Source organism: Streptomyces sp. NPDC046831 (assembly GCF_040645305.1).
Taxonomy (GTDB): domain Bacteria; phylum Actinomycetota; class Actinomycetes; order Streptomycetales; family Streptomycetaceae; genus Streptomyces.
Window position 1 is genome coordinate 111,068 of record NZ_JBEYXZ010000006.1, and the last position, 16,883, is coordinate 127,950.

At 73.6% G+C, this 16,883-nt stretch carries 17 protein-coding genes and 1 pseudogene; 10 read left to right on the forward strand and 8 right to left on the reverse strand.

Features of this window, described 5'->3' with window-relative positions; translation table 11 throughout:
- Window positions 1–32 precede the first annotated feature (32 nt).
- The 3 genes from ABZ920_RS08355 to ABZ920_RS08365 are packed head-to-tail and all read left to right on the forward strand — an operon-like array spanning window position 33 to window position 1,118.
- Window positions 33–290 carry an acyl carrier protein gene (locus ABZ920_RS08355; RefSeq protein ID WP_361500139.1) on the forward strand — a complete coding sequence of 86 codons (258 nt, stop codon included), beginning with the start codon at window positions 33–35 and terminating at the stop codon, window positions 288–290.
- Between the two features lies 1 nt (window position 291).
- The gene (locus ABZ920_RS08360) at window positions 292–774 is read left to right on the forward strand and encodes an SRPBCC family protein (protein ID WP_361500142.1); all 483 of its coding nucleotides are present in this window, start codon (window positions 292–294) and stop codon (window positions 772–774) included.
- 20 nt (window positions 775–794) lie between these two features.
- Complete coding sequence (locus tag ABZ920_RS08365; RefSeq protein ID WP_361500144.1) at window positions 795–1,118, forward strand: TcmI family type II polyketide cyclase; 324 nt, start codon at window positions 795–797, stop codon at window positions 1,116–1,118.
- Between the two features lie 105 nt (window positions 1,119–1,223).
- Here the strand turns inward: ABZ920_RS08365 and ABZ920_RS08370 are convergent, their stop codons facing one another.
- Window positions 1,224–2,249 carry a methyltransferase gene (locus tag ABZ920_RS08370; RefSeq protein WP_361500147.1) on the reverse strand — a complete coding sequence of 342 codons (1,026 nt, stop codon included), beginning with the start codon at window positions 2,247–2,249 and terminating at the stop codon, window positions 1,224–1,226.
- 86 nt (window positions 2,250–2,335) lie between these two features.
- Entirely contained in the window at window positions 2,336–3,406 is a 1,071-nt protein-coding gene (locus ABZ920_RS08375; protein ID WP_361500149.1) for a right-handed parallel beta-helix repeat-containing protein, read from the reverse strand.
- A gap of 137 nt (window positions 3,407–3,543) precedes the next feature.
- Here ABZ920_RS08375 and ABZ920_RS08380 point away from each other — a divergent pair, with 137 nt between their 5' ends.
- Window positions 3,544–4,950 carry an FAD-dependent oxidoreductase gene (locus tag ABZ920_RS08380; protein WP_361500152.1) on the forward strand — a complete coding sequence of 469 codons (1,407 nt, stop codon included), beginning with the start codon at window positions 3,544–3,546 and terminating at the stop codon, window positions 4,948–4,950.
- A gap of 56 nt (window positions 4,951–5,006) precedes the next feature.
- Window positions 5,007–5,696, forward strand: a complete 690-nt coding sequence (locus tag ABZ920_RS08385; protein WP_361500155.1) for a pentapeptide repeat-containing protein — start codon at window positions 5,007–5,009, stop codon at window positions 5,694–5,696.
- A gap of 144 nt (window positions 5,697–5,840) precedes the next feature.
- Here the strand turns inward: ABZ920_RS08385 and ABZ920_RS08390 are convergent, their stop codons facing one another.
- Window positions 5,841–6,341 carry a hypothetical protein gene (locus tag ABZ920_RS08390; protein WP_361500158.1) on the reverse strand — a complete coding sequence of 167 codons (501 nt, stop codon included), beginning with the start codon at window positions 6,339–6,341 and terminating at the stop codon, window positions 5,841–5,843.
- A 213-nt stretch (window positions 6,342–6,554) separates the two neighbouring features.
- Here ABZ920_RS08390 and ABZ920_RS08395 point away from each other — a divergent pair.
- Window positions 6,555–6,845: pseudogene (locus ABZ920_RS08395) on the forward strand (M1 family peptidase); the annotation flags it as partial.
- Between the two features lie 277 nt (window positions 6,846–7,122).
- On the opposite strand, the gene ABZ920_RS08400 reads toward ABZ920_RS08395, so the two are convergent.
- On the reverse strand, window positions 7,123–7,698 hold the full coding sequence (locus ABZ920_RS08400) for a TerD family protein (RefSeq protein WP_361500161.1): 576 nt from the start codon (window positions 7,696–7,698) through the stop codon (window positions 7,123–7,125).
- Between the two features lie 173 nt (window positions 7,699–7,871).
- On the opposite strand from ABZ920_RS08400, the gene arfB reads away from it, so the two are divergent.
- The gene (gene arfB, locus ABZ920_RS08405; protein ID WP_361500164.1) at window positions 7,872–8,309 is read left to right on the forward strand and encodes an alternative ribosome rescue aminoacyl-tRNA hydrolase ArfB; all 438 of its coding nucleotides are present in this window, start codon (window positions 7,872–7,874) and stop codon (window positions 8,307–8,309) included.
- 74 nt (window positions 8,310–8,383) lie between these two features.
- On the opposite strand, the gene ABZ920_RS08410 is transcribed toward arfB, so the two are convergent.
- Window positions 8,384–8,902: a flavin reductase family protein gene (locus ABZ920_RS08410; protein ID WP_361500437.1), complete on the reverse strand. Its 519-nt coding sequence runs from the start codon at window positions 8,900–8,902 to the stop codon at window positions 8,384–8,386.
- A gap of 446 nt (window positions 8,903–9,348) precedes the next feature.
- On the opposite strand from ABZ920_RS08410, the gene cdgB reads away from it, so the two are divergent.
- Window positions 9,349–11,007 carry a diguanylate cyclase CdgB gene (gene cdgB, locus ABZ920_RS08415; RefSeq protein WP_361500167.1) on the forward strand — a complete coding sequence of 553 codons (1,659 nt, stop codon included), beginning with the start codon at window positions 9,349–9,351 and terminating at the stop codon, window positions 11,005–11,007.
- A gap of 150 nt (window positions 11,008–11,157) precedes the next feature.
- Window positions 11,158–12,099 (forward strand): carbohydrate-binding protein, encoded by a 942-nt coding sequence (locus tag ABZ920_RS08420; RefSeq protein ID WP_361500169.1) that lies wholly within the window; start codon window positions 11,158–11,160, stop codon window positions 12,097–12,099.
- A gap of 3 nt (window positions 12,100–12,102) precedes the next feature.
- Here ABZ920_RS08420 and ABZ920_RS08425 read toward each other — a convergent pair whose 3' ends face one another.
- From ABZ920_RS08425 to ABZ920_RS08435, 3 genes are all read right to left on the reverse strand, one after another.
- Window positions 12,103–13,032 (reverse strand): 1-phosphofructokinase family hexose kinase, encoded by a 930-nt coding sequence (locus ABZ920_RS08425; protein ID WP_361500172.1) that lies wholly within the window; start codon window positions 13,030–13,032, stop codon window positions 12,103–12,105.
- A gap of 120 nt (window positions 13,033–13,152) precedes the next feature.
- Window positions 13,153–14,337: an N-acetylglucosamine-6-phosphate deacetylase gene (gene nagA / locus ABZ920_RS08430; RefSeq protein WP_361500175.1), complete on the reverse strand. Its 1,185-nt coding sequence runs from the start codon at window positions 14,335–14,337 to the stop codon at window positions 13,153–13,155.
- Complete coding sequence (locus ABZ920_RS08435) at window positions 14,337–15,317, reverse strand: ROK family protein (RefSeq protein ID WP_361500178.1); 981 nt, start codon at window positions 15,315–15,317, stop codon at window positions 14,337–14,339. Before ABZ920_RS08435 ends, nagA begins: the two co-directional genes overlap by 1 nt.
- A gap of 183 nt (window positions 15,318–15,500) precedes the next feature.
- On the opposite strand from ABZ920_RS08435, the gene ABZ920_RS08440 reads away from it, so the two are divergent.
- Window positions 15,501–16,745: an extracellular solute-binding protein gene (locus ABZ920_RS08440; RefSeq protein WP_361500181.1), complete on the forward strand. Its 1,245-nt coding sequence runs from the start codon at window positions 15,501–15,503 to the stop codon at window positions 16,743–16,745.
- The last annotated feature ends 138 nt before the right edge of the window (window positions 16,746–16,883 follow it).

A 16,883-nucleotide genomic window follows, 5' to 3' on the forward strand; every position in this document is an offset into this window, starting at 1 on the left:
AGCGCAACCGGAGCAAGAAGGAGAGGAACCGCATGAGTGCCCAAATCACCGTGGAAGAACTGTCCGAGCTGATGAAGACCGCCGCCGGTATCACCGTCAGCCCGCAGCAGCTGCAGGACCAGCCGGACACCGGCTTCGACGACCTCGGCATCGACTCGCTCGGCCTGCTCGGCATCGTGGGCGAACTGGAGAACAGGCACGGCACGCCGATGCCTCCCGACGCGGAGCGCTGCAAGACCCCCCGGCAGTTCCTCGACCTCATCAACAGCACCCTGATGGCAGGAGCCTGACATGGCCGGACACACACAGAACGAGATCACGATCGCCGCGCCGGTCGACCTGGTCTGGGACATGACCAACGACGTGGAGCGCTGGCCGCAGCTGTTCAGCGAGTACGCCTCCGCGGAGATCCTGTCCCAGGAGGGGAACAAGTGCACCTTCCGGCTGACCATGCACCCGGACGAGAACGGCACCGTCTGGAGCTGGGTCTCCGAGCGGGAGCCGGACCGCGGCACGCTCACGGTCAGGGCCCGCCGGGTCGAGACCGGGCCCTTCGCCCACATGGACATCCACTGGCGCTACGAGGAGGTGCCCGGCGGCACGCGGATGGTGTGGACGCAGGACTTCGCCATGAAGCCGGACGCGCCGGTCGACGACGACTGGATGACCGACAACATCAACAAGAACTCGAAGGTCCAGATGGCCCTGATCCGCGACAGGATCGAGCAGGCCGCCGCCGCGCGCCGCGCCGAGCCGGCCTTCACCACCGACTGAGCCGGACGGAGAAGCAGAAGATGCACCAGGCCCTCATCGTCGCCCGGATGGCCCCGGGGTCCGCCCCGGACATCGCCGGGATCTTCGCGGACTCGGACCGGGGGGAGCTGCCGCACCTCGTCGGGGTCGCCCGGCGCAGCCTCTTCCAGTTCGGCGACGTGTACCTGCACCTCGTCGAGTCCGAGCGGGACCCGGGCCCCGCCATCGCCGAGGTGGCCGGGCACCCGGAGTTCCGGGACATCAGCGAGCGGCTGTCGGCGTACGTCAGCGCCTACGACCCGCAGACGTGGCGCTCCCCGAAGGACGCGATGGCGCACCGCTTCTACGTCTGGGAGCGCGACTGAGCCGGCCGGCACCGGCCCCGCCGTCCGGCTCGCGGACGGCCGGCGGCCGCCGGGCCCGCAGCGTCGCGGGCCCGGCGGCCGGTGATCGCGGCACGTCCCCCCGGGTCAGTTCGGGACGGTGCAGTCGAACGCGTGCAGGTAGGGGTTGACCGGGCGGACGTCGTCGATGACCAGGCCCGCGGCGGTGATCCGGCCCACCATGCTGTCGGTGGTGTGCTTGGCCCCGCCGACGTTGAGCAGGAGCAGCAGGTCCATGGCGGTGCTGAACCGCATGGAGGGGGTGTCGTCGACGAGGTTCTCGATGACCACGACACGCGCCCCGGGGCCGCCGGCCTGCATGACGTTGCGCAGGCACCGGGCGGTGCTCTCGTCGTCCCACTCCAGGATGTTCTTGATGATGTAGACGTCGGCCTTCACCGGGATGGCCTCACGGCAGTCGCCGGGCACGATGGTCACCCGGCCGGCGAGGCTGCCGCCGTCACGCAGCCGCGGGTCGGCGTTCTCCACCACGCGCGGCAGGTCCAGCAGGGTGCCGTGCATCGACGGGTACTTCTCCAGCAGGCTCGCCACGACGTGCCCCTGGCCGCCGCCGATGTCGGCGACCGACGACGCCGCCGACAGGTCGAGCAGGTCGGCCACGTCCTGGGCGGACTGGCGGCTGGAGGTCGTCATGGCCCGGTTGAAGACGTCGGCCGACTCCGGGGCGTCCTCGTTGAGGTAGACGAAGAACTCCTTGCCGTACAGGTCCTCGACGACGTTGCGGCCGGTGCGCACGGCGTCGTCCAGCTTCGGCCAGGCGTCCCAGGTCCAGGCCTCGGTGCACCACAGCGTGATGTAGCGCAGGCTGTGGGGGTCGTCCTCGCGCAGCAGGCGCGACATGTCGGTGTGGGCGAACGTGCCGTCGCCCTGCTCGGTGAAGACGCCGTAGCAGGACAGGGCGCGCAGCAGCCGCCGCAGCGGCTTGGGCTCGGTCTTCACCGCTGCCGCGAGGTCCTCCACGGACATGGGGGCGTCACCGAGCGCGTCGGCGACACCCAGGCGGGCGGCCGCGCGGAGGGCGGCGGCACACGCCGCCCCGAACGCGAGTTCCCGCAGCCGCATGGACGGCGGAGGGGTGGTTGCGGTCGTCATGCGCCGCCTTCCTTCCTTCTTGCTGCTGTTCGTCGGTGCCGTTCATGAATGACGGCGGTGGTGCCGTTCGGTGCCGGCGGTGGTGGTCAGCACAGTCCCGCGGGCCGGGAGACACGGCAGGTGTTGCGCGCGAAGGTGTTGTTCCGCACGGTCTCCTGGTCGACCAGGTCCGCCGGGGTGTTGCCGTCGAGCAGGTTCTCGGTGACGCGGTTGCGCTCGCTGGTGACGCCGACGAAGCTCTTGAACAGCACCACGCCGCCCGACAGCGGCGACGCGCCGGTGTTTCCGGTGACCGTGTTGTGGGTCACGAGCGTGTCCTCGACGCCGGTCAGGACGATGCCGGAGCCCTGGAGGTAGGGCAGCCGCGCGGTCTTCGGGCAGTACTTGTTGTTGCGCGTGACGCGGTTGTCGGTGACCGTCACGGCGCCGGCTTTGGGCCGGTTCTCGTCGCCGACGACGAAGACGCCCGCGCAGTTGCTGGTGACGTCGTTGTCCGCGACGACCACGTCGCGCAGGCGCCGGACGGTGACGCCGATGCGGTTGCCCTCGAGCCGGTTGCCCTCGAGCAGCGTGCCCCCGGCGTCCGCGGCGCCCGCCTCGGTCGTGACGGTGTTGGCGAGGAACAGACCGGCGTCGCCGTTGTTCCGGGCGGTGTTGTCCCGGTACACGCTGCGTACGGAACGCTCCTCGGCGATGCCCCACTGCCCGTTCTTCTCGGCGGTCACCCGGCGCACGGTCAGCCGGTCGGCCGACACCGCGAGGACCCCGGAGCGGGAGAAGCCGCGCACGGTGAGGTTGGCGACGGTGACGCCCTCGACGGGGCGGCCCTTCGTGCCCGTCACGCAGATGCCGTTGCCGCCCTCGGCGCAGCGGCCGGAGGCCTTGCCGGCCGGCTCCACCACGGTGTAGCGGCCGAAGCCGCGCAGGGTCACCCCGGACGTGGCCACGGTGACGCTCTCGTGGTACGTGCCGGGCATCAGCAGGACGGTGTCACCCGGCCTGGCGGCGTTGACCGCCTGCTGGATCGACTGGCCCCGCAGCACCAGGTGCGTCTTCGGTACGGAGATCTGCGGCGCGGAGGCCGGCGGAGCGGCGCCGAGGCCCGCCCCGACGAGCGCAACGGTGCACGCGAGAAGAGCGATATGGCGTTTCGTCATATTCCGTACCGTATGACCGGAAGGCCGGTGAGGGCCCGGGATCGGCCGTCCGGCGGCGTGTCACCGGCGGGCGGGCGGCCGGAAAAGCACGGAATCCGAAGGAGACAGTGGCCGTGCCGAGGGGTTAACGTCCGGCCATGAGCAGCTCGGTCAGCGGTGCCGTGAACGGCGGCATCTCCTTCTGGTTCGCCGACGACGGCCTGCCCCCGGTGCGGGAGCCGCTCACCGGCGACGCGGCGGCCGACGTCGTGATCGTCGGGGGCGGGTACACGGGCCTGTGGACCGCGTACTACCTGAAGAAGGCGGCGCCCTTCCTGCGCGTCACCGTCCTGGAGCAGAAGTTCTGCGGCTACGGCGCCTCGGGGCGCAACGGCGGCTGGCTCTACAACGGCGTGGCCGGCCGGGACCGGTACGCGAAGCTGCACGGCCGGGAGGCCGCCGTGCGCCTGCAGCGGGCGATGAACGACACCGTGGACGAGGTCGTCCGGGTCGCGGCCGCGGAGGGCATCGAGGCCGGCGTCCACCAGGGCGGCGTCCTCGAAGTCGCGCGGACGCCCGCGCAGTTGGCCCGGCTGAAGGCCTTCCACGAGCACGAGCTGGCCTTCGGCGAGAAGGACCGCGAGCTGTACGGTGCCCGCGAGACCGCCGAGCGGGTCCGGGTCGCCGACGCCGTCGGCTCCACGTGGACCCCGCACGGCGCCCGGCTGCACCCGGCGAAGCTGGTGAAGGGACTCGCGGCCGTCGTGGAGGCGCTCGGCGTGACGATCCACGAGTCGACGCCGGTGACGGAGATCCGCCCCCGGCACGCCGTCACCCCGTACGGCACGGTCCGCGCGCCGTACGTGCTGCGCTGCACGGAGGGCTTCACCGCCTCGCTCAAGGGCCAGCGGCGCACCTGGCTGCCCATGAACTCGTCGATGATCGCGACCGAGCCGCTGACCGACGCGCAGTGGGAGGCGCTCGGCTGGGCGGGCCGCGAGACGCTGGGCGACATGGCGCACGCGTACATGTACGCGCAGGCCACCGCGGACGGCCGGATCGCGCTCGGCGGGCGCGGGGTGCCCTACCGCTTCGGCTCGCGCACCGACCACGACGGCCGCACGCAGGCGGCGACGGTCGACGCCCTGCGCGACGTCCTCGTCGGCTTCTTCCCCTCGCTGGCCGGGGTGCGCGTGGAGCACGCCTGGTCCGGCGTGCTCGGGGTGCCCCGCGACTGGTGCGCCACCGTGACCCTGGACCGCTCCACCGGGCTGGGCTGGGCGGGCGGTTACGTCGGCTCGGGGGTCGCCACCGCCAACCTCGCCGCCCGCACGCTGCGGGACCTGGTCCAGCTCGACTCCGGCCAGGCGGGCCGGACCGCCCTCACCGACCTGCCGTGGGTCGGCCACCGGGTGCGCAAGTGGGAGCCGGAGCCGCTGCGCTGGCTGGGCGTCCAGGGACTGTACGCCACCTACCGCACCGCCGACCGGCGCGAACGGCGCACGCACAGCGCCCGGTCGTCCCGGCTGGCCGGCGCCGCCGACCGGGTGGCGGGACGCCACTGACCCGGCTGCCGCGGGCCCGCGGAGCCGTTGTCGGCGGCGGGCGGCAGGATGGGCGCATGGTGAGGAGAGCGACGGGGGCGCCCCGGGCCGGCGCAGGCGTGAAGGCGGCACGGCGCCCCGAGGTGCGGCTGCCCGCGCTGGAGCCCTTCGGCGCCGGCACGCTGGAGCCGGACGGGGACTACGACGGGCTGGAGTTCTGCCGGGCGGACCTCACCGGGCAGAACGGCGCGGGGGCCCGGTTCCTGGACTGCGCGCTGACCGGCTGCACCGTGGACCAGGCGTCGCTGCACCACGCCCGGCTGCTGGACTCGGTCGTCACCGGCCTGCGCGGCGTGGGCACGGACCTGGCCGAGGCCACCCTGCGCGACGTGGAGCTCGTCGACGTCCGCCTCGGCGGGGTCCGGCTGCACGGCGCGGTCCTGGAGCGGGTGTGGATCCGCGGCGGCAAGATCGACTGGCTGAACCTGCGCACGGCGCGGCTGAAGGACGTCGTCTTCGAGGGCTGCGTCCTGGTCGAGCCGGACTTCGGCGGCGCCCGCCTGGAACGGGTGGAGTTCGTCGACTGCGCCGTGCGGAGCGCCGACCTCACCGCCGCCGTGCTCAGGGACACGGATCTGCGCGGCGCCGCCCCGCTGGAGGTGGCCCGCGGCCTGGACCGCCTGGCCGGCGCGGTGATCAGTACGCCGCAGCTGCTCGACCTGGCGCCGCTGCTGGCGGCGGAACTGGGGATCGCGGTGCGGGACTGAGCCGCGGCCCCGCACCGGGCGCCGCGGGCGGGGTCCTGCCGGGCGGTGCGTGTCAGGGGCGGCCGCCCCGTTGGGGCCGCCCCAGCCGGCGCGCCGGGCGCCGCGGGCCGGGCCCCGCCCGCGGTGACCGCCGGGGCGGGCCGCTCACGGCATCCGGGGGTAACGGGCCTGCAGCGTCCAGATCGCCGGGTTGTCCGCGAGGTCCTCGTGCAGGTCGCACAGGTCGGCGATCAGGTCGTGCAGGAAGTCCCGGGCCTCCCGGCGCAGCTCGGCGTGGGAGAAGGTCAGCGGGGGTTCCTCGGCCGGCATCCAGTCGGCCTCGACGTCGACCCAGCCGAAGCGGCGCTCGAAGAGCATGCGGTCCGTCGACTCGGCGAAGTCCAGCTCCGCCCGCTGGGGGCGGGACGCCCGGGACCCGGCCGGGTCGCGGTCCAGACGCTCCACGATGTCGCACAGCGCCCACGCGAAGTCGAGCACCGGCACCCATCCCCAGGCGGTGGACAGCTCCCGGTCCGCCTCGGTGTCCGCCAGGTAGACGTCGCCGCAGAACAGGTCGTGGCGCAGCGTGTGGACGTCCACACGCCGGTAGTCCGTCTGCGGGGGGTCGGGGAAACGGGTGGAGAGGGCGTAGCCGATGTCGAGCACGAGGTGATGGTGTCACGCTCCCCGCCTGAGATCGCGAGCGTGGACCGGCATGCGCCTTTCGTCCGGCCGGCGGCGGTCACCTGCGCCCTGCTCGCCCTCGCCGTGACGGCCTGCGGCGGCGACGGCGTGCGGGGCTCCCCGGGCGGCTCCGGCGTGCGTGACCCGTACTTCCCCAAGTCGGGCAACGGCGGCTACGACGTCACCGACGATCCGGACGAGAACGAGGAGATCTGGGCCTTCCCGCCCGGGAGGCCGAGCGGTGCCGCGCACCTGTCCGACCCGCCCGTCTACTACCGGGGGGCCATGGTGCTGCACAGGATCCGGCAGCTCGTGGGCGACGACGCCTTCCGGGGCATCCTCCGGGGCTGGGCCGCCGCCCACCGGCACGGGAACGCGGACACCGCCGCCTTCACCGCCTACGTGGAGCAGCGCGCGCCGGACAAGGACTTCGGCGCCGTCTGGGCGGACTGGCTGTACGGCGAAGGGAAGCCGGACCATCCGTGAGGGGTGGCCCGGCGACTCCGACCCGCTTGCCGGGCCCGCGCCGTGCGGCGGTGAACCTCGCACGCCGCGTTTTCCGGTGGCTGCTTCAGGTGTGGAGGACGGGGGAGCCGCCGGAATGCGCGGCCCCCGGACTGCCCGCGGGCGGAGCGCATGTCGCGCGGTCCCGAAGGCGGCCGGTGACACGCGGAGCCCCGGCCGGCGGCGCCACCGCCGGCCGGGACTCCCGGCACCGTCGTGCCCGGAGCGGCCCGGTGCGGCCCGAAGGGCCCTGTGCCGGTCAGACGTTGACGCCGAAGTCCTGCGCGATGCCGACCAGGCCGGAGGCGTAACCCTGGCCGACCGCGCGGAACTTCCACTCCGCACCGTTGCGGTACAGCTCGCCGAAGATCATGGCCGTCTCGGTGGCGGCGTCCTCCGACAGGTCGTAGCGGGCGATCTCGGCGCCGCCGGCCTGGTTGACGATGCGGATGTAGGCGTTGCGGACCTGGCCGAAGTTCTGGCCGCGGTTCTCGGCGTCGTAGATGGAGACCGGGAAGACGACCTTCTCGATGTCGGCCGGGAGCGCGGCCAGGTTGACGTTGAGGGCCTCGTCGTCGCCGGCGCCCTCACCCGTGCGGTTGTCACCGGTGTGGACGATGGAGTTGTCCGGGGTCTGCTTGTTGTTGAAGAAGACGAAGTGCTGGTCCGAGTAGACCCTGCCCTGCGTGTTGACCGCGATCGCGGAGGCGTCCAGGTCGAAGTCCGTGCCGGTGGTGGTGCGGACGTCCCAGCCGAGGCCCACGGTGACGGCGGTCAGGCCCGGAGCTTCCTTGGTGAGCGAGACGTTGCCGCCCTTGGACAGGCTTACAGCCATGGTGTGGGAGTCCCTTCCCTCGTTGCGTGATGCCGACGAAGCTACCGGCACTCTGCACAACGCCTGGGGGGGTCCCCTCGGTTCCGGATCTCTTTACCTTTTTTACCCGGCTCGTCTCCTTCGGCCGCATCGCCGGGAAAACCGGGTGACGTGAACCGTGGGGGGACGGGAACATGGGAGCCATGTCCGGTCCGTATGTCGTCCGCGGCTCGGTGTTGCTGCCCGAGGCCGAGCTCATGTGGCGTTTCTCGCGGTCGTCGGGTCCCGGCGGACAGCACGTCAACACCAGCGACTCCCAGGTGGAACTCCGTTTCGACCTGGCGCGGACCGAGGCCCTGCCCCCGGTGTGGAAGGAGCGGGCGCTGCGGCGGCTGGCCGGCCGGCTCGTCGACGGCGTCGTCAGCGTCCGGGCCTCCGAGCACCGTTCCCAGTGGCGCAACCGGGAGGCCGCCGCCGTCCGCCTGGCCGCGCTGCTCGCCGAGGCGACCGCGCCGCCGCCCAGGCCGCGCCGGCCGACCCGGATCCCGCGCGGGATCAACGAACGACGGCTGCGGGAGAAGAAGCAGCGCTCGGAGACGAAGCGGGGCCGTTCCGGCCGCGACTGGAGCTGAGCCGCCCCGGCCGTCCCCGCCGTCCCAGGCCGCATCCGCGGCGCCCGGCCCCGCGCCCCGGCCGGCGGCCGCGGTCACGCCAGGTGCCGGTAGCGGCCCCGGAAGTACATGAGCGGGCTGCCGTCCGCGCTCGGGATCCTCGCCGTGAGGACACGGCCCAGCACCAGGGTGTGGTCGCCCGCCGGGACCCGCTGCTCCGTGCGGCACTCCAGGGTGGCCAGGGCGCCGCCCACCAGCGGGGCCCCGGAGACCTCGCCGCGCACATACGGGATGTCCTGGAACAGCAGGCGGTCGCTGATGCGGCCCTTCATGGAGAACCGGCCGGCGATGTGGCGCTGGCTCTCGGACAGGACGGAGACGGCCCACAGGGGCTGCTCGGCGAGCAGGTCGTCCATCCGGGAGTCGGTGCGCAGGCTGACCATGGCGAGCGGCGGGTCGAGGGAGACGGACATGAAGGCCGTCGCCGTCATGCCGGCGTCCTCGCCGGCCGGGGCCCGTGGGTCGTCCGGGTCGAGCGGCGGCTCCTGCGCGGTCACCAGGACCACGCCCGCGGCCAGCCGCGACATGGCGGCGCGGAACTCGTCGTCGGTCACTCCCCCAGCATGCCCGGAGCCGGGCGGGGCGAAGGAGCCCGGCGGGCCCGGCGAGGTGGAGGGGGCGGACCGGGCGGCGGACGGGTCGGAGGAAGTGTTCAGCACGCGAAAACGCTAGTCACCGGCCCGCGCCGGCCGCATCGGGCCAGGGCCCGAAACGGGACCTAGGACCCGGGGAGGAGCCGTTTCGGCCCGCCCGGCGCGCCCCTCGTGCATCATGTCCACACACCTACAAAGTCTGCGTTCGGGAAACGCGCAGGGAAACCGCAGGAACTCCACGCAATCGTTCACGTTTGGCTGTGACTTGAGTCACAAGAGCGACTAATTGTTGACCCTGTGTACCGAGTGGGCTTCGCGCTGTGATTCAGTGGCGGGGACGACCGCAAGGAAAGATACGCCGAAGAGAACCCTTGATTCGCTGCGAGGTCTCGGGGGGGAGGGCGAGCATGGAGACCGAGTCGGAGCCGTATGTCCGCCTTGCGACCCTGCGACAACTGCACCAGGTCATGGCGGACATGAACACCGCGCGGAGCCTGGCCGACACACTGCAGAGCGTCGCCGACGGCGTCGTGAACGGCCTGGGTTACGAGCTGGCGTGCGTGAACCTCGTCCGCCCCGACGGCGACCTCGTCGTCGCCGCCTTCTCCGGGAACTCCGCCGCCGAGGCGCTGATCACCGGCCGCGTCGGCTCCCGCGACTCCTGGGAGCGGCGGCTGACCATGGGGGAGCAGTGGGGCGACCTGGTCTTCATACCCCACGCCGAGGGCTGGGTCCTCGACGACGACGACGTCCCGCAGTGGTACACCGACGGGCCCGAGCCCCGCTTCGAGGACGAGTGGCACCCCTCCGACCGGCTCTTCGCGCCGCTGTACACCCCCGGAGGGCCGGGCGGCTCCTCCGGCGAGCTGCTCGGCGTGATCTCCGTGGACCGCCCGCGCAACGGCCGGCGGCCCGGCGCCTGGGGCCGCGAGGCGCTGCAGATGTACGCCTTCCAGGCCGCCATCGCGATCAGCAACGCCCGGCTGCGCGCCAACATGCAGCGCGCCCTGGTCCGCCTGGAGCGTGAGCAGCAGGCCCTGCGCGCCAGCGAGGAGAGCTTCCGGCAGGCCTTCGAGTACGCGCCCTCCGGCATGGCCATCGCCGAGATGGGCGGCGAGCAGCACGGCCGCATCCTGCGCACCAACGACGCCCTGTGCCGGCTGCTGGGCCGCCCCGCCTCGGCGATGCGCCGCTACTCCTTCTCCGACCTCGTCCACCCCGAGGACATCGGCACCCTGCTGCGGACCTCCGCCGAGGGCGGCCGCGCCGAGCTGCGCCTGGGCCGCCGCGACGGCACCTACGTGTGGGTGTCCCTGCGCAACTCCGTCGTCGCGGACGCCGCCGACGGCCCGCGCTTCCTGCTCACCCACGTCGAGGACATCGAGGAGCGCAAGCGCCGCGAGCTCCAGCTCGCCCACCGCGCCTCCCACGACTCGCTGACCGGCCTGCCGAACTCCGCCGAGCTGCGGGCCCGCCTGTCCGCCCGCCTCTGCCGGCGCCCGCAGTCGGGGTACGCCGGCGAGCTGGACTCGCTCGACGCGGCCTACGGCCACCCCGCCTACGACGTCGGCGGCCACGGCTTCGACTTCCGGCCGGAGGCGGAGGCGTACGACGCCTACGACCACCACGTGCACACCGTGGCCCCCGAGGGGGAGCACGACGACGGCACCAAGGGCCTGGCGGTCCTCTTCTGCGACCTCGACGGCTTCAAGTCGATCAACGACCGGTTCGGGCACAACGCCGGCGACGCCGTCCTCATCGAAGTCGCCCAGCGGCTCAGCAACGGCGTCCGCGACGGTGACACCGTCGCCCGGCTCGGCGGCGACGAGTTCGTCATCCTCGCCGACGGGCTCGGCCGCGCCGACGCCCAGGACCTGGCCGTACGGCTGCGCAACGAGATCATCCAGCCGATCAGCGCCGAGGGCCGCGCCGTCCGCGTCGGCGCCAGCTTCGGCATCGGGTGGGCGCACTGCGGCATGACGGCGGACGAGGTGCTGAAGTCCGCGGACGAGCGCATGTACGTCGAGAAGCGGTCTCGTCCCAGACAGCACCGGCGCGCCGGATGAACCCCCCGCCGGCGGGATGACGCGGGCGGTGTGACCCGTCACGGGCCCGCGCCGGGCGCCCCCCGTTCGACCGCGTTCGAGTACGGGGGAGGGTAGGCTCGCCTTTCCCATGTACCGCATCCGACCGCACCTGTTGAGGAGTACCTAGGGATGACGCCCGGCAACAACGGCGCGAGCACGCCCGAGGACGACGACCCGTTCGGCTACCTCTACGCCGACGGCCAGGCCAACGGAGCCCAGCCGCCGTCCGGTGGCTACGGCTACCCGAACTCGGTCAGCCGGGTCCGCACGGTCGGCCAGCGGCAGTACGGCCAGCAGTCCCCCACCGCGCCGCACGGGCAGGCCCAGCAGCAGGGCGCGTACGGCCAGCCCGGCGCCCACTACGCGGCCCCCGGGACCTCTCCGGGTGGCCCGAGCGGCCCCCGTGCGACCTCGTCCCAGGGCGGCAGCGGCGGCCGTGGCCGCGGCCCCAACACCAAGGGCCTGCTGATCGGCGCCGTCGCCGTGGTCGCCGCGGTCGTCGTCGGCATCGGCGTCGTGATGATCGGCGGCAACGACGACGAGAAGCCGAACGACTCGGCGGGCGGCGCCTCGCCGACGGCCGCGCAGAGCGACGGACCGAGCCCGTCGGCGAGCGACAGCGCCGCGTCCGAGGAGGACCTCCCGGCCATCGACGCCAAGGCCCTGCGCCTGGACGGCGGCGCGGTCACCGCGTCGAACGTCAAGGGCGCCCGGGCGGACGGCGGCGTCTACGTCACGAACTTCAACACCCCCGGCGCCTCGGTGACCTGGAACGTCAACGGCATCCCCGAGGACGGCAAGTACACCCTGTTCGTCGGCTACGGCGTTCCCGGCAAGGACGGCACGGCCACGCTCACGGTCAACGGCACCGCGGCCGGCGTGCCCGTCAAGCTGAAGAACTGGGCGAACGCGCCGGCCGGCGACTACGAGAAGGGCTGGACCAAGACGTTCAACTACATCCAGCTCAACAAGGGCACGAACATCATCAAGATCTCGTGCGAGCCGGGCAACCAGTGCGACGCCAACCTCGACCAGCTCTGGCTGGCCAAGGGCTGGGTGAAGTCCGGCTGACCCTCAGGCCGCGCTGGCCTCCGCCGTCACCGCCACCCGGCCCAGCAGCTTCGCGTAGGCCGTGTGGTCGAACTCGCCCGCCACGGGTGACAGGACACTCGCCGCGGACAGGGCGGTCGCGCGGGCCAGACGGTCCGGCCAGGGCAGGCCCTCGACCAGGGCGGACAGCAGGCCCGCGACCGCCGAGTCGCCCGCGCCCGTCGGGTTGCCGTGGATCCGGTCCGGGGGCGCGGCGCGCCACCGGCCCTCCGTGGTGACCGCGAGCAGGCCCTCGGCGCCGAGCGAGGCGACCACCGCCCCGGCGCCGCGCCGGCGGGTGTCCTGGGCGGCGCGGACCGGTTCGTGGGAGCCGGTGAGCTCGGCCAGTTCGTCGGCGTTGGGCTTGATGATGTCGGGGCGGGCCGCCACCCCCCGCCGCAGCGCCTCCCCACCGGTGTCCAGCAGCACGGGCACGCCCGCGGCCCGCGCCGCGCGCACCAGCCCGGCGTACGCCCCCACGGGCAGCCCCGGCGGCAGGCTGCCGCACAGCGCCACCGCCGAAGCCGACCCGAGCAGCTCCGCGTAGACGTCCTGGAAGGCGGACCACTCGGCGGTGGCGATGACCGGTCCGGGCTCGTTGAGCTGGGTGGTGTCCCCGGTCCGCTCGTCGACGACGGCCGTGGTGCGCCGGGTCGCCCCGGCGACCGGCACCAGCGCGTCCACCAGGCCGGGCGTGCCCGCGAGCAGGTCGCGCAGCAGGCGCCCGGTGCCGCCGCCGGCGAAGCCGGTGACCGTCACCTCGTGCCCGAGGGCCGCGAGGACCCGGGCCACGTTCACGCCCTTGCCGCCGGGCCGCTCGGCCACCGCGGTCACCCGGTGCGAGGCGTGGGGCCGCAGGGACGGCACCCGGTAGGTGATGTCGAGAGCGGTGTTCAGCGTGACCGTCAGGATCACGTCGGCTGCCTCCCCCGGGTGAATGCGCGTGTCGCGAAGTGCCGGAGGCACGATCATGCCAAACGGACGGCGGACGGCCCAGTCGAGGTGCGGGCCGCCGCCGCCGTATGGCCGGACGGATCAGCCCAGTTGGGGATCGACCACCCATTCACCGCGGCGCATCACGCCCTTGAGCGCGAAGTCCTCGTCCAGGATCACCAGGTCGGCGTCCTTGCCGGGCTCCAGGGAGCCGATCCGGTCGTCCAGGCCGAGCAGCCGGGCCGGGTTGGCGGACAGGGCGGCCACCGCGTGCTCCACCGGCAGTCCGTCGACCGTCACCGCCCGCTGGAAGGCCCGGTCCAGGGTGAGCGTCGAACCGGCGATCGAACCGCCCTCGACCAGACGCGCCACCCCGTCCGCGACCTCGACCTCCATCGGCCCGAGCAGGTAGCGGCCGTCGCCGAACCCGGCCGCGTCCATGGCGTCGGTGATGAACGCGACCCGCCCGGCGCCCGCGTGGTGGAACGCCAGCCGCAGGGCGGCCGGGTGCAGGTGCGTGCCGTCGTTGATCAGCTCGACGGTGATCCGCTCGTCCTCCAGGAGGGCGGCGATCGGGCCGGGGACGCGGTGGCCGAGGGCCGGCATCGCGTTGAACAGGTGCGTGGCCACCGTCGCGCCCGCCTCGATCGCCTCCACCGTCTGCTCGTAGGTGGCGTCCGTGTGGCCGATCGCCGCGATCACGCCCTGCTCGGCGAGCAGGCGCACGGAGTCGATGCCGCCGGGCAGCTCCGCGGCCAGGGTCATCATCCGGGCCTGGCCGCGCGCGGCGTCGACCAGCTTGCGCACCTGAGCCGGGTCCGGGTCGCGCAGCAGCTCCTCGGAGTGCGCTCCCTTGCGGCACGGCGAGATGAACGGTCCCTCGAAGTGGACGCCGGCGAGGTCGCCCTGCTCGGCCAGCTCGCTGAGCAGCCCGGCCCGCCGGGTGAGGAAGTCCAGGTCGCCGGTGACGGTGGAGGCGACGAGCGTGGTCGTGCCGTGCAGCCGGTGGGTGCGGATGCCGCGCAGGACGTCCTCGACGGTGCCGGAGGTGAACGAGGCGCCGCCGCCGCCGTGGTTGTGCAGGTCGACGAAGCCGGGCACCACCCAGTGGCCGCGCGCGTCGACCACCCGCGCGTCCGCCGGGAGCGCCGCCGGGCCTCCGTCGGGCTCCGGCCGCGCGGGGCCCACCTGCGTGATCCGGGCGCCCTCGACGACCACGCGTCCCTCGGGCACGACTCCGGTGGGCAGTACCACCCGGGCACCGGCGAGAACCTTGCTGGGGGCCATCAGGCGGTTACCTCCGGGGAGTCGTGGGAGGGGGTCAGGAGATCCCGGGCGAGGAGCCCCGCGCCCAGGCAGCCGGCGGTGTCCCCCAGGGCCGCGGGGACGATCGACGGCAGCTTCTGGAAGGTGACGCGCCGCCGGACGGCGTCCCGCAGCGGTGCGAAGAGGGTTTCCCCCGCCTCGGCGAGTCCGCCACCGATGATCAGCGTGCGCGGGTCCAGCAGGGTGAGCGCGGTGACCAGTCCGTCGGCGAGCGCGTCCACGGCCTCCTGCCACACGGCCCGCGCCCGCGGGTCGCCGGACTCGACGGCCCGTACGCAGTCGGCCGCGTCCGCCGCCGGGTTCCCCGCGGCCCCGGCCCAGGCCTGGCCGACCGCCGCCGCGGACGCGTACCGCTCCAGGCAGCCGCGCTGCCCGCACGGGCAGGCCGTGCCCCCGGGCCGGACGACGATGTGGCCGATCTCGCCCGCGACGCCGTGCGCGCCCGCCTCCACCCGGCCGTCGATGCCGATGGCGCCCGCGATGCCGGTGCCGAGCGGGACGAACAGGAACCGGTCGGCGCCGCGTCCGGCCCCGATCCGGCCCTCGGCGAGCCCGCCGGTGCGCACGTCGTGGCCGACGGCCACCGGCGCACCGCCCAGCCGCTCGCTCAGCAGGGCGCGCAGAGGCACGTCGCGCCAGCCGAGATTGGCCGAGTAGACCGCGGTGCCGCGCTCCTCGTCGACGACGCCGGGGACCGCGACACCGGCGGCGGCCGCGGGTTCGCCCAGGTGCTCCGCGCCCCACGCGCGCAGCTCGGCGGCGAAGCCGAGGATGTCCTCGACGACGGCGCCGGGCCCGCGTTCGCGGCCGGTCGGGCGACGCGCCCGGTGCAGCACGCGCGGCCGGCGGGAGGCGTCCCCGGGCGGCGGGGCGCCGTCCGCCGCGACCAGCGCGGCCTTCATCCCGGTGCCGCCCACATCGAGGGCGATGACGTGTCTCACGGGGGACAGTGTGACCCTTTCACCCGCAAGAGGTCTAGTCCACTTACGTGGTGTAGACCTTATGTCTGACGATTCGAAAAGTTTCGCGTCGCGGGGGGCACAGGGTCCGTTCCTGTCCGCGCCCCGGGCGGCGAGCCGGCAGTGAGCGGGACGGGAGAGGCAGTGCAGCGGCGCAGGACAGGAATGATCGCGGTGGTGTCCGCACTGGGCATGACCGCGGTCCTCGGCGGCTGCGGGAGCACGGGCTCCTCCGACGTCACCCTCCGGCTGGTCGCGGCCGACTACGGCGACTCCGCGGCCAACAGCTCGCAGAAGTACTGGGACCGGCTGGTGAAGGACTACGAGTCCGAGCACCCGGACGTGCACGTCGAGGTCAGCGTCCACTCCTGGAACGACGTCGACCGCAAGGTCGGGGAGCTGGTCGCCGCCGGGAAGGCCCCGGACCTCGCCCAGATCGGGGCGTACGCCGACTACGCCGACAAGGACCTGCTCTACCGGGCCGACGACCTGCTCTCCATCCCGGTCCAGGCGGACTTCCTCGGCCAGCTCTCGGACGCCGGGCAGGTGCGGCACACGCAGTACGGCATCCCGTTCGCCGCCTCCACGCGCGTCCTGTTCTACAACAAGGCCCTCTTCGCCGAGGCCGGCGTCACCCCGCCGAAGACGTGGAGCGGGCTCGCGACCGCGGCCCGGGCGCTGAAGGCCGAGGGCGTGAAGTACCCGTACGCGCTGCCCCTCGGGCCGGAGGAGGCGCAGGCCGAGACCATGCAGTGGCTGCTGAGCGGCGGCGCCGGCTACACCGACGACGTCGGCACCTACACCCTGGACTCCGAGCGGAACGTCGAGACCTTCACCTGGCTCAAGGACGAGCTGGTCGGCAAGGGCCTCACCGGGCCGATCGAGCCCGGCAGACTGAACCGCGCGGACGCCTTCGCCGCGTTCGCCGCCGGCGACGTCGGCATGCTGAACGGCCACCCGACGCTGATGCAGCAGGCGGCGAAGAAGGGCGTGAAGTTCGGCATGGTGCCGATGCCGGGCCGCGACGGCACGCCCGAGTCGACCATGGGCGTCACGGACTGGATGGCGGCGTTCAAGAAGAACGGCCACCGCGACGAGGTCGGCGACTTCCTCGACTTCGTCTACAGCGAGAAGAACGTCCTGGACTTCTCCCGGGAGTACGACCTGCTGCCCGTCACCGAGTCCGCGTCCGAGGTGATGGCGCAGGCGGAGGAGGACCAGGATCTCCGGCCGTTCCTGCAGGAGCTGCCGGTCGCCCAGCTCTACCCGGTCGGCAAGACGTCGTGGGCGCGGGTGAGCGCGGACATCAAGAAGACGATCGGGCAGGCGGTCGCCCCGGACGGCAGCCCGTCGGCGGTCCTCGGGCGGCTGCAGGCGACGGCGTCCACGGCGGACAGCGCGGCGGAGTAGGCGCCGCCTGCGCCGGCCGCCCCTGCCGGGGGAGGGCGGCCGTGCCGGCCGCCGCGACGACGGCCGCACCCGGCGGGCGGGCGGCCCGCCGCGGCCCGCGGGGTGCGGCCGCACGCCGGCCCGCCGTGCTGTCGGTGG

Excerpts from the sequence above, each read along its gene's own strand:
- ABZ920_RS08355 (WP_361500139.1), top strand. The coding sequence starts at position 33 with ATGAGTGCCCAAATCACCGTGGAAGAACTGTCCGAGCTGATGAAGACC.
- ABZ920_RS08360 (WP_361500142.1), top strand. The coding sequence starts at position 292 with ATGGCCGGACACACACAGAACGAGATCACGATCGCCGCGCCGGTCGAC.
- ABZ920_RS08365 (WP_361500144.1), top strand. The coding sequence starts at position 795 with ATGCACCAGGCCCTCATCGTCGCCCGGATGGCCCCGGGGTCCGCCCCG.
- ABZ920_RS08370 (WP_361500147.1), bottom strand. The coding sequence starts at position 2,249 with ATGACGACCGCAACCACCCCTCCGCCGTCCATGCGGCTGCGGGAACTC.
- ABZ920_RS08375 (WP_361500149.1), bottom strand. The coding sequence starts at position 3,406 with ATGACGAAACGCCATATCGCTCTTCTCGCGTGCACCGTTGCGCTCGTC.
- ABZ920_RS08380 (WP_361500152.1), top strand. The coding sequence starts at position 3,544 with ATGAGCAGCTCGGTCAGCGGTGCCGTGAACGGCGGCATCTCCTTCTGG.
- ABZ920_RS08385 (WP_361500155.1), top strand. The coding sequence starts at position 5,007 with ATGGTGAGGAGAGCGACGGGGGCGCCCCGGGCCGGCGCAGGCGTGAAG.
- ABZ920_RS08400 (WP_361500161.1), bottom strand. The coding sequence starts at position 7,698 with ATGGCTGTAAGCCTGTCCAAGGGCGGCAACGTCTCGCTCACCAAGGAA.
- arfB (WP_361500164.1), top strand. The coding sequence starts at position 7,872 with ATGGGAGCCATGTCCGGTCCGTATGTCGTCCGCGGCTCGGTGTTGCTG.
- cdgB (WP_361500167.1), top strand. The coding sequence starts at position 9,349 with ATGGAGACCGAGTCGGAGCCGTATGTCCGCCTTGCGACCCTGCGACAA.
- ABZ920_RS08420 (WP_361500169.1), top strand. The coding sequence starts at position 11,158 with ATGACGCCCGGCAACAACGGCGCGAGCACGCCCGAGGACGACGACCCG.
- nagA (WP_361500175.1), bottom strand. The coding sequence starts at position 14,337 with ATGGCCCCCAGCAAGGTTCTCGCCGGTGCCCGGGTGGTACTGCCCACC.
- ABZ920_RS08440 (WP_361500181.1), top strand. The coding sequence starts at position 15,501 with ATGATCGCGGTGGTGTCCGCACTGGGCATGACCGCGGTCCTCGGCGGC.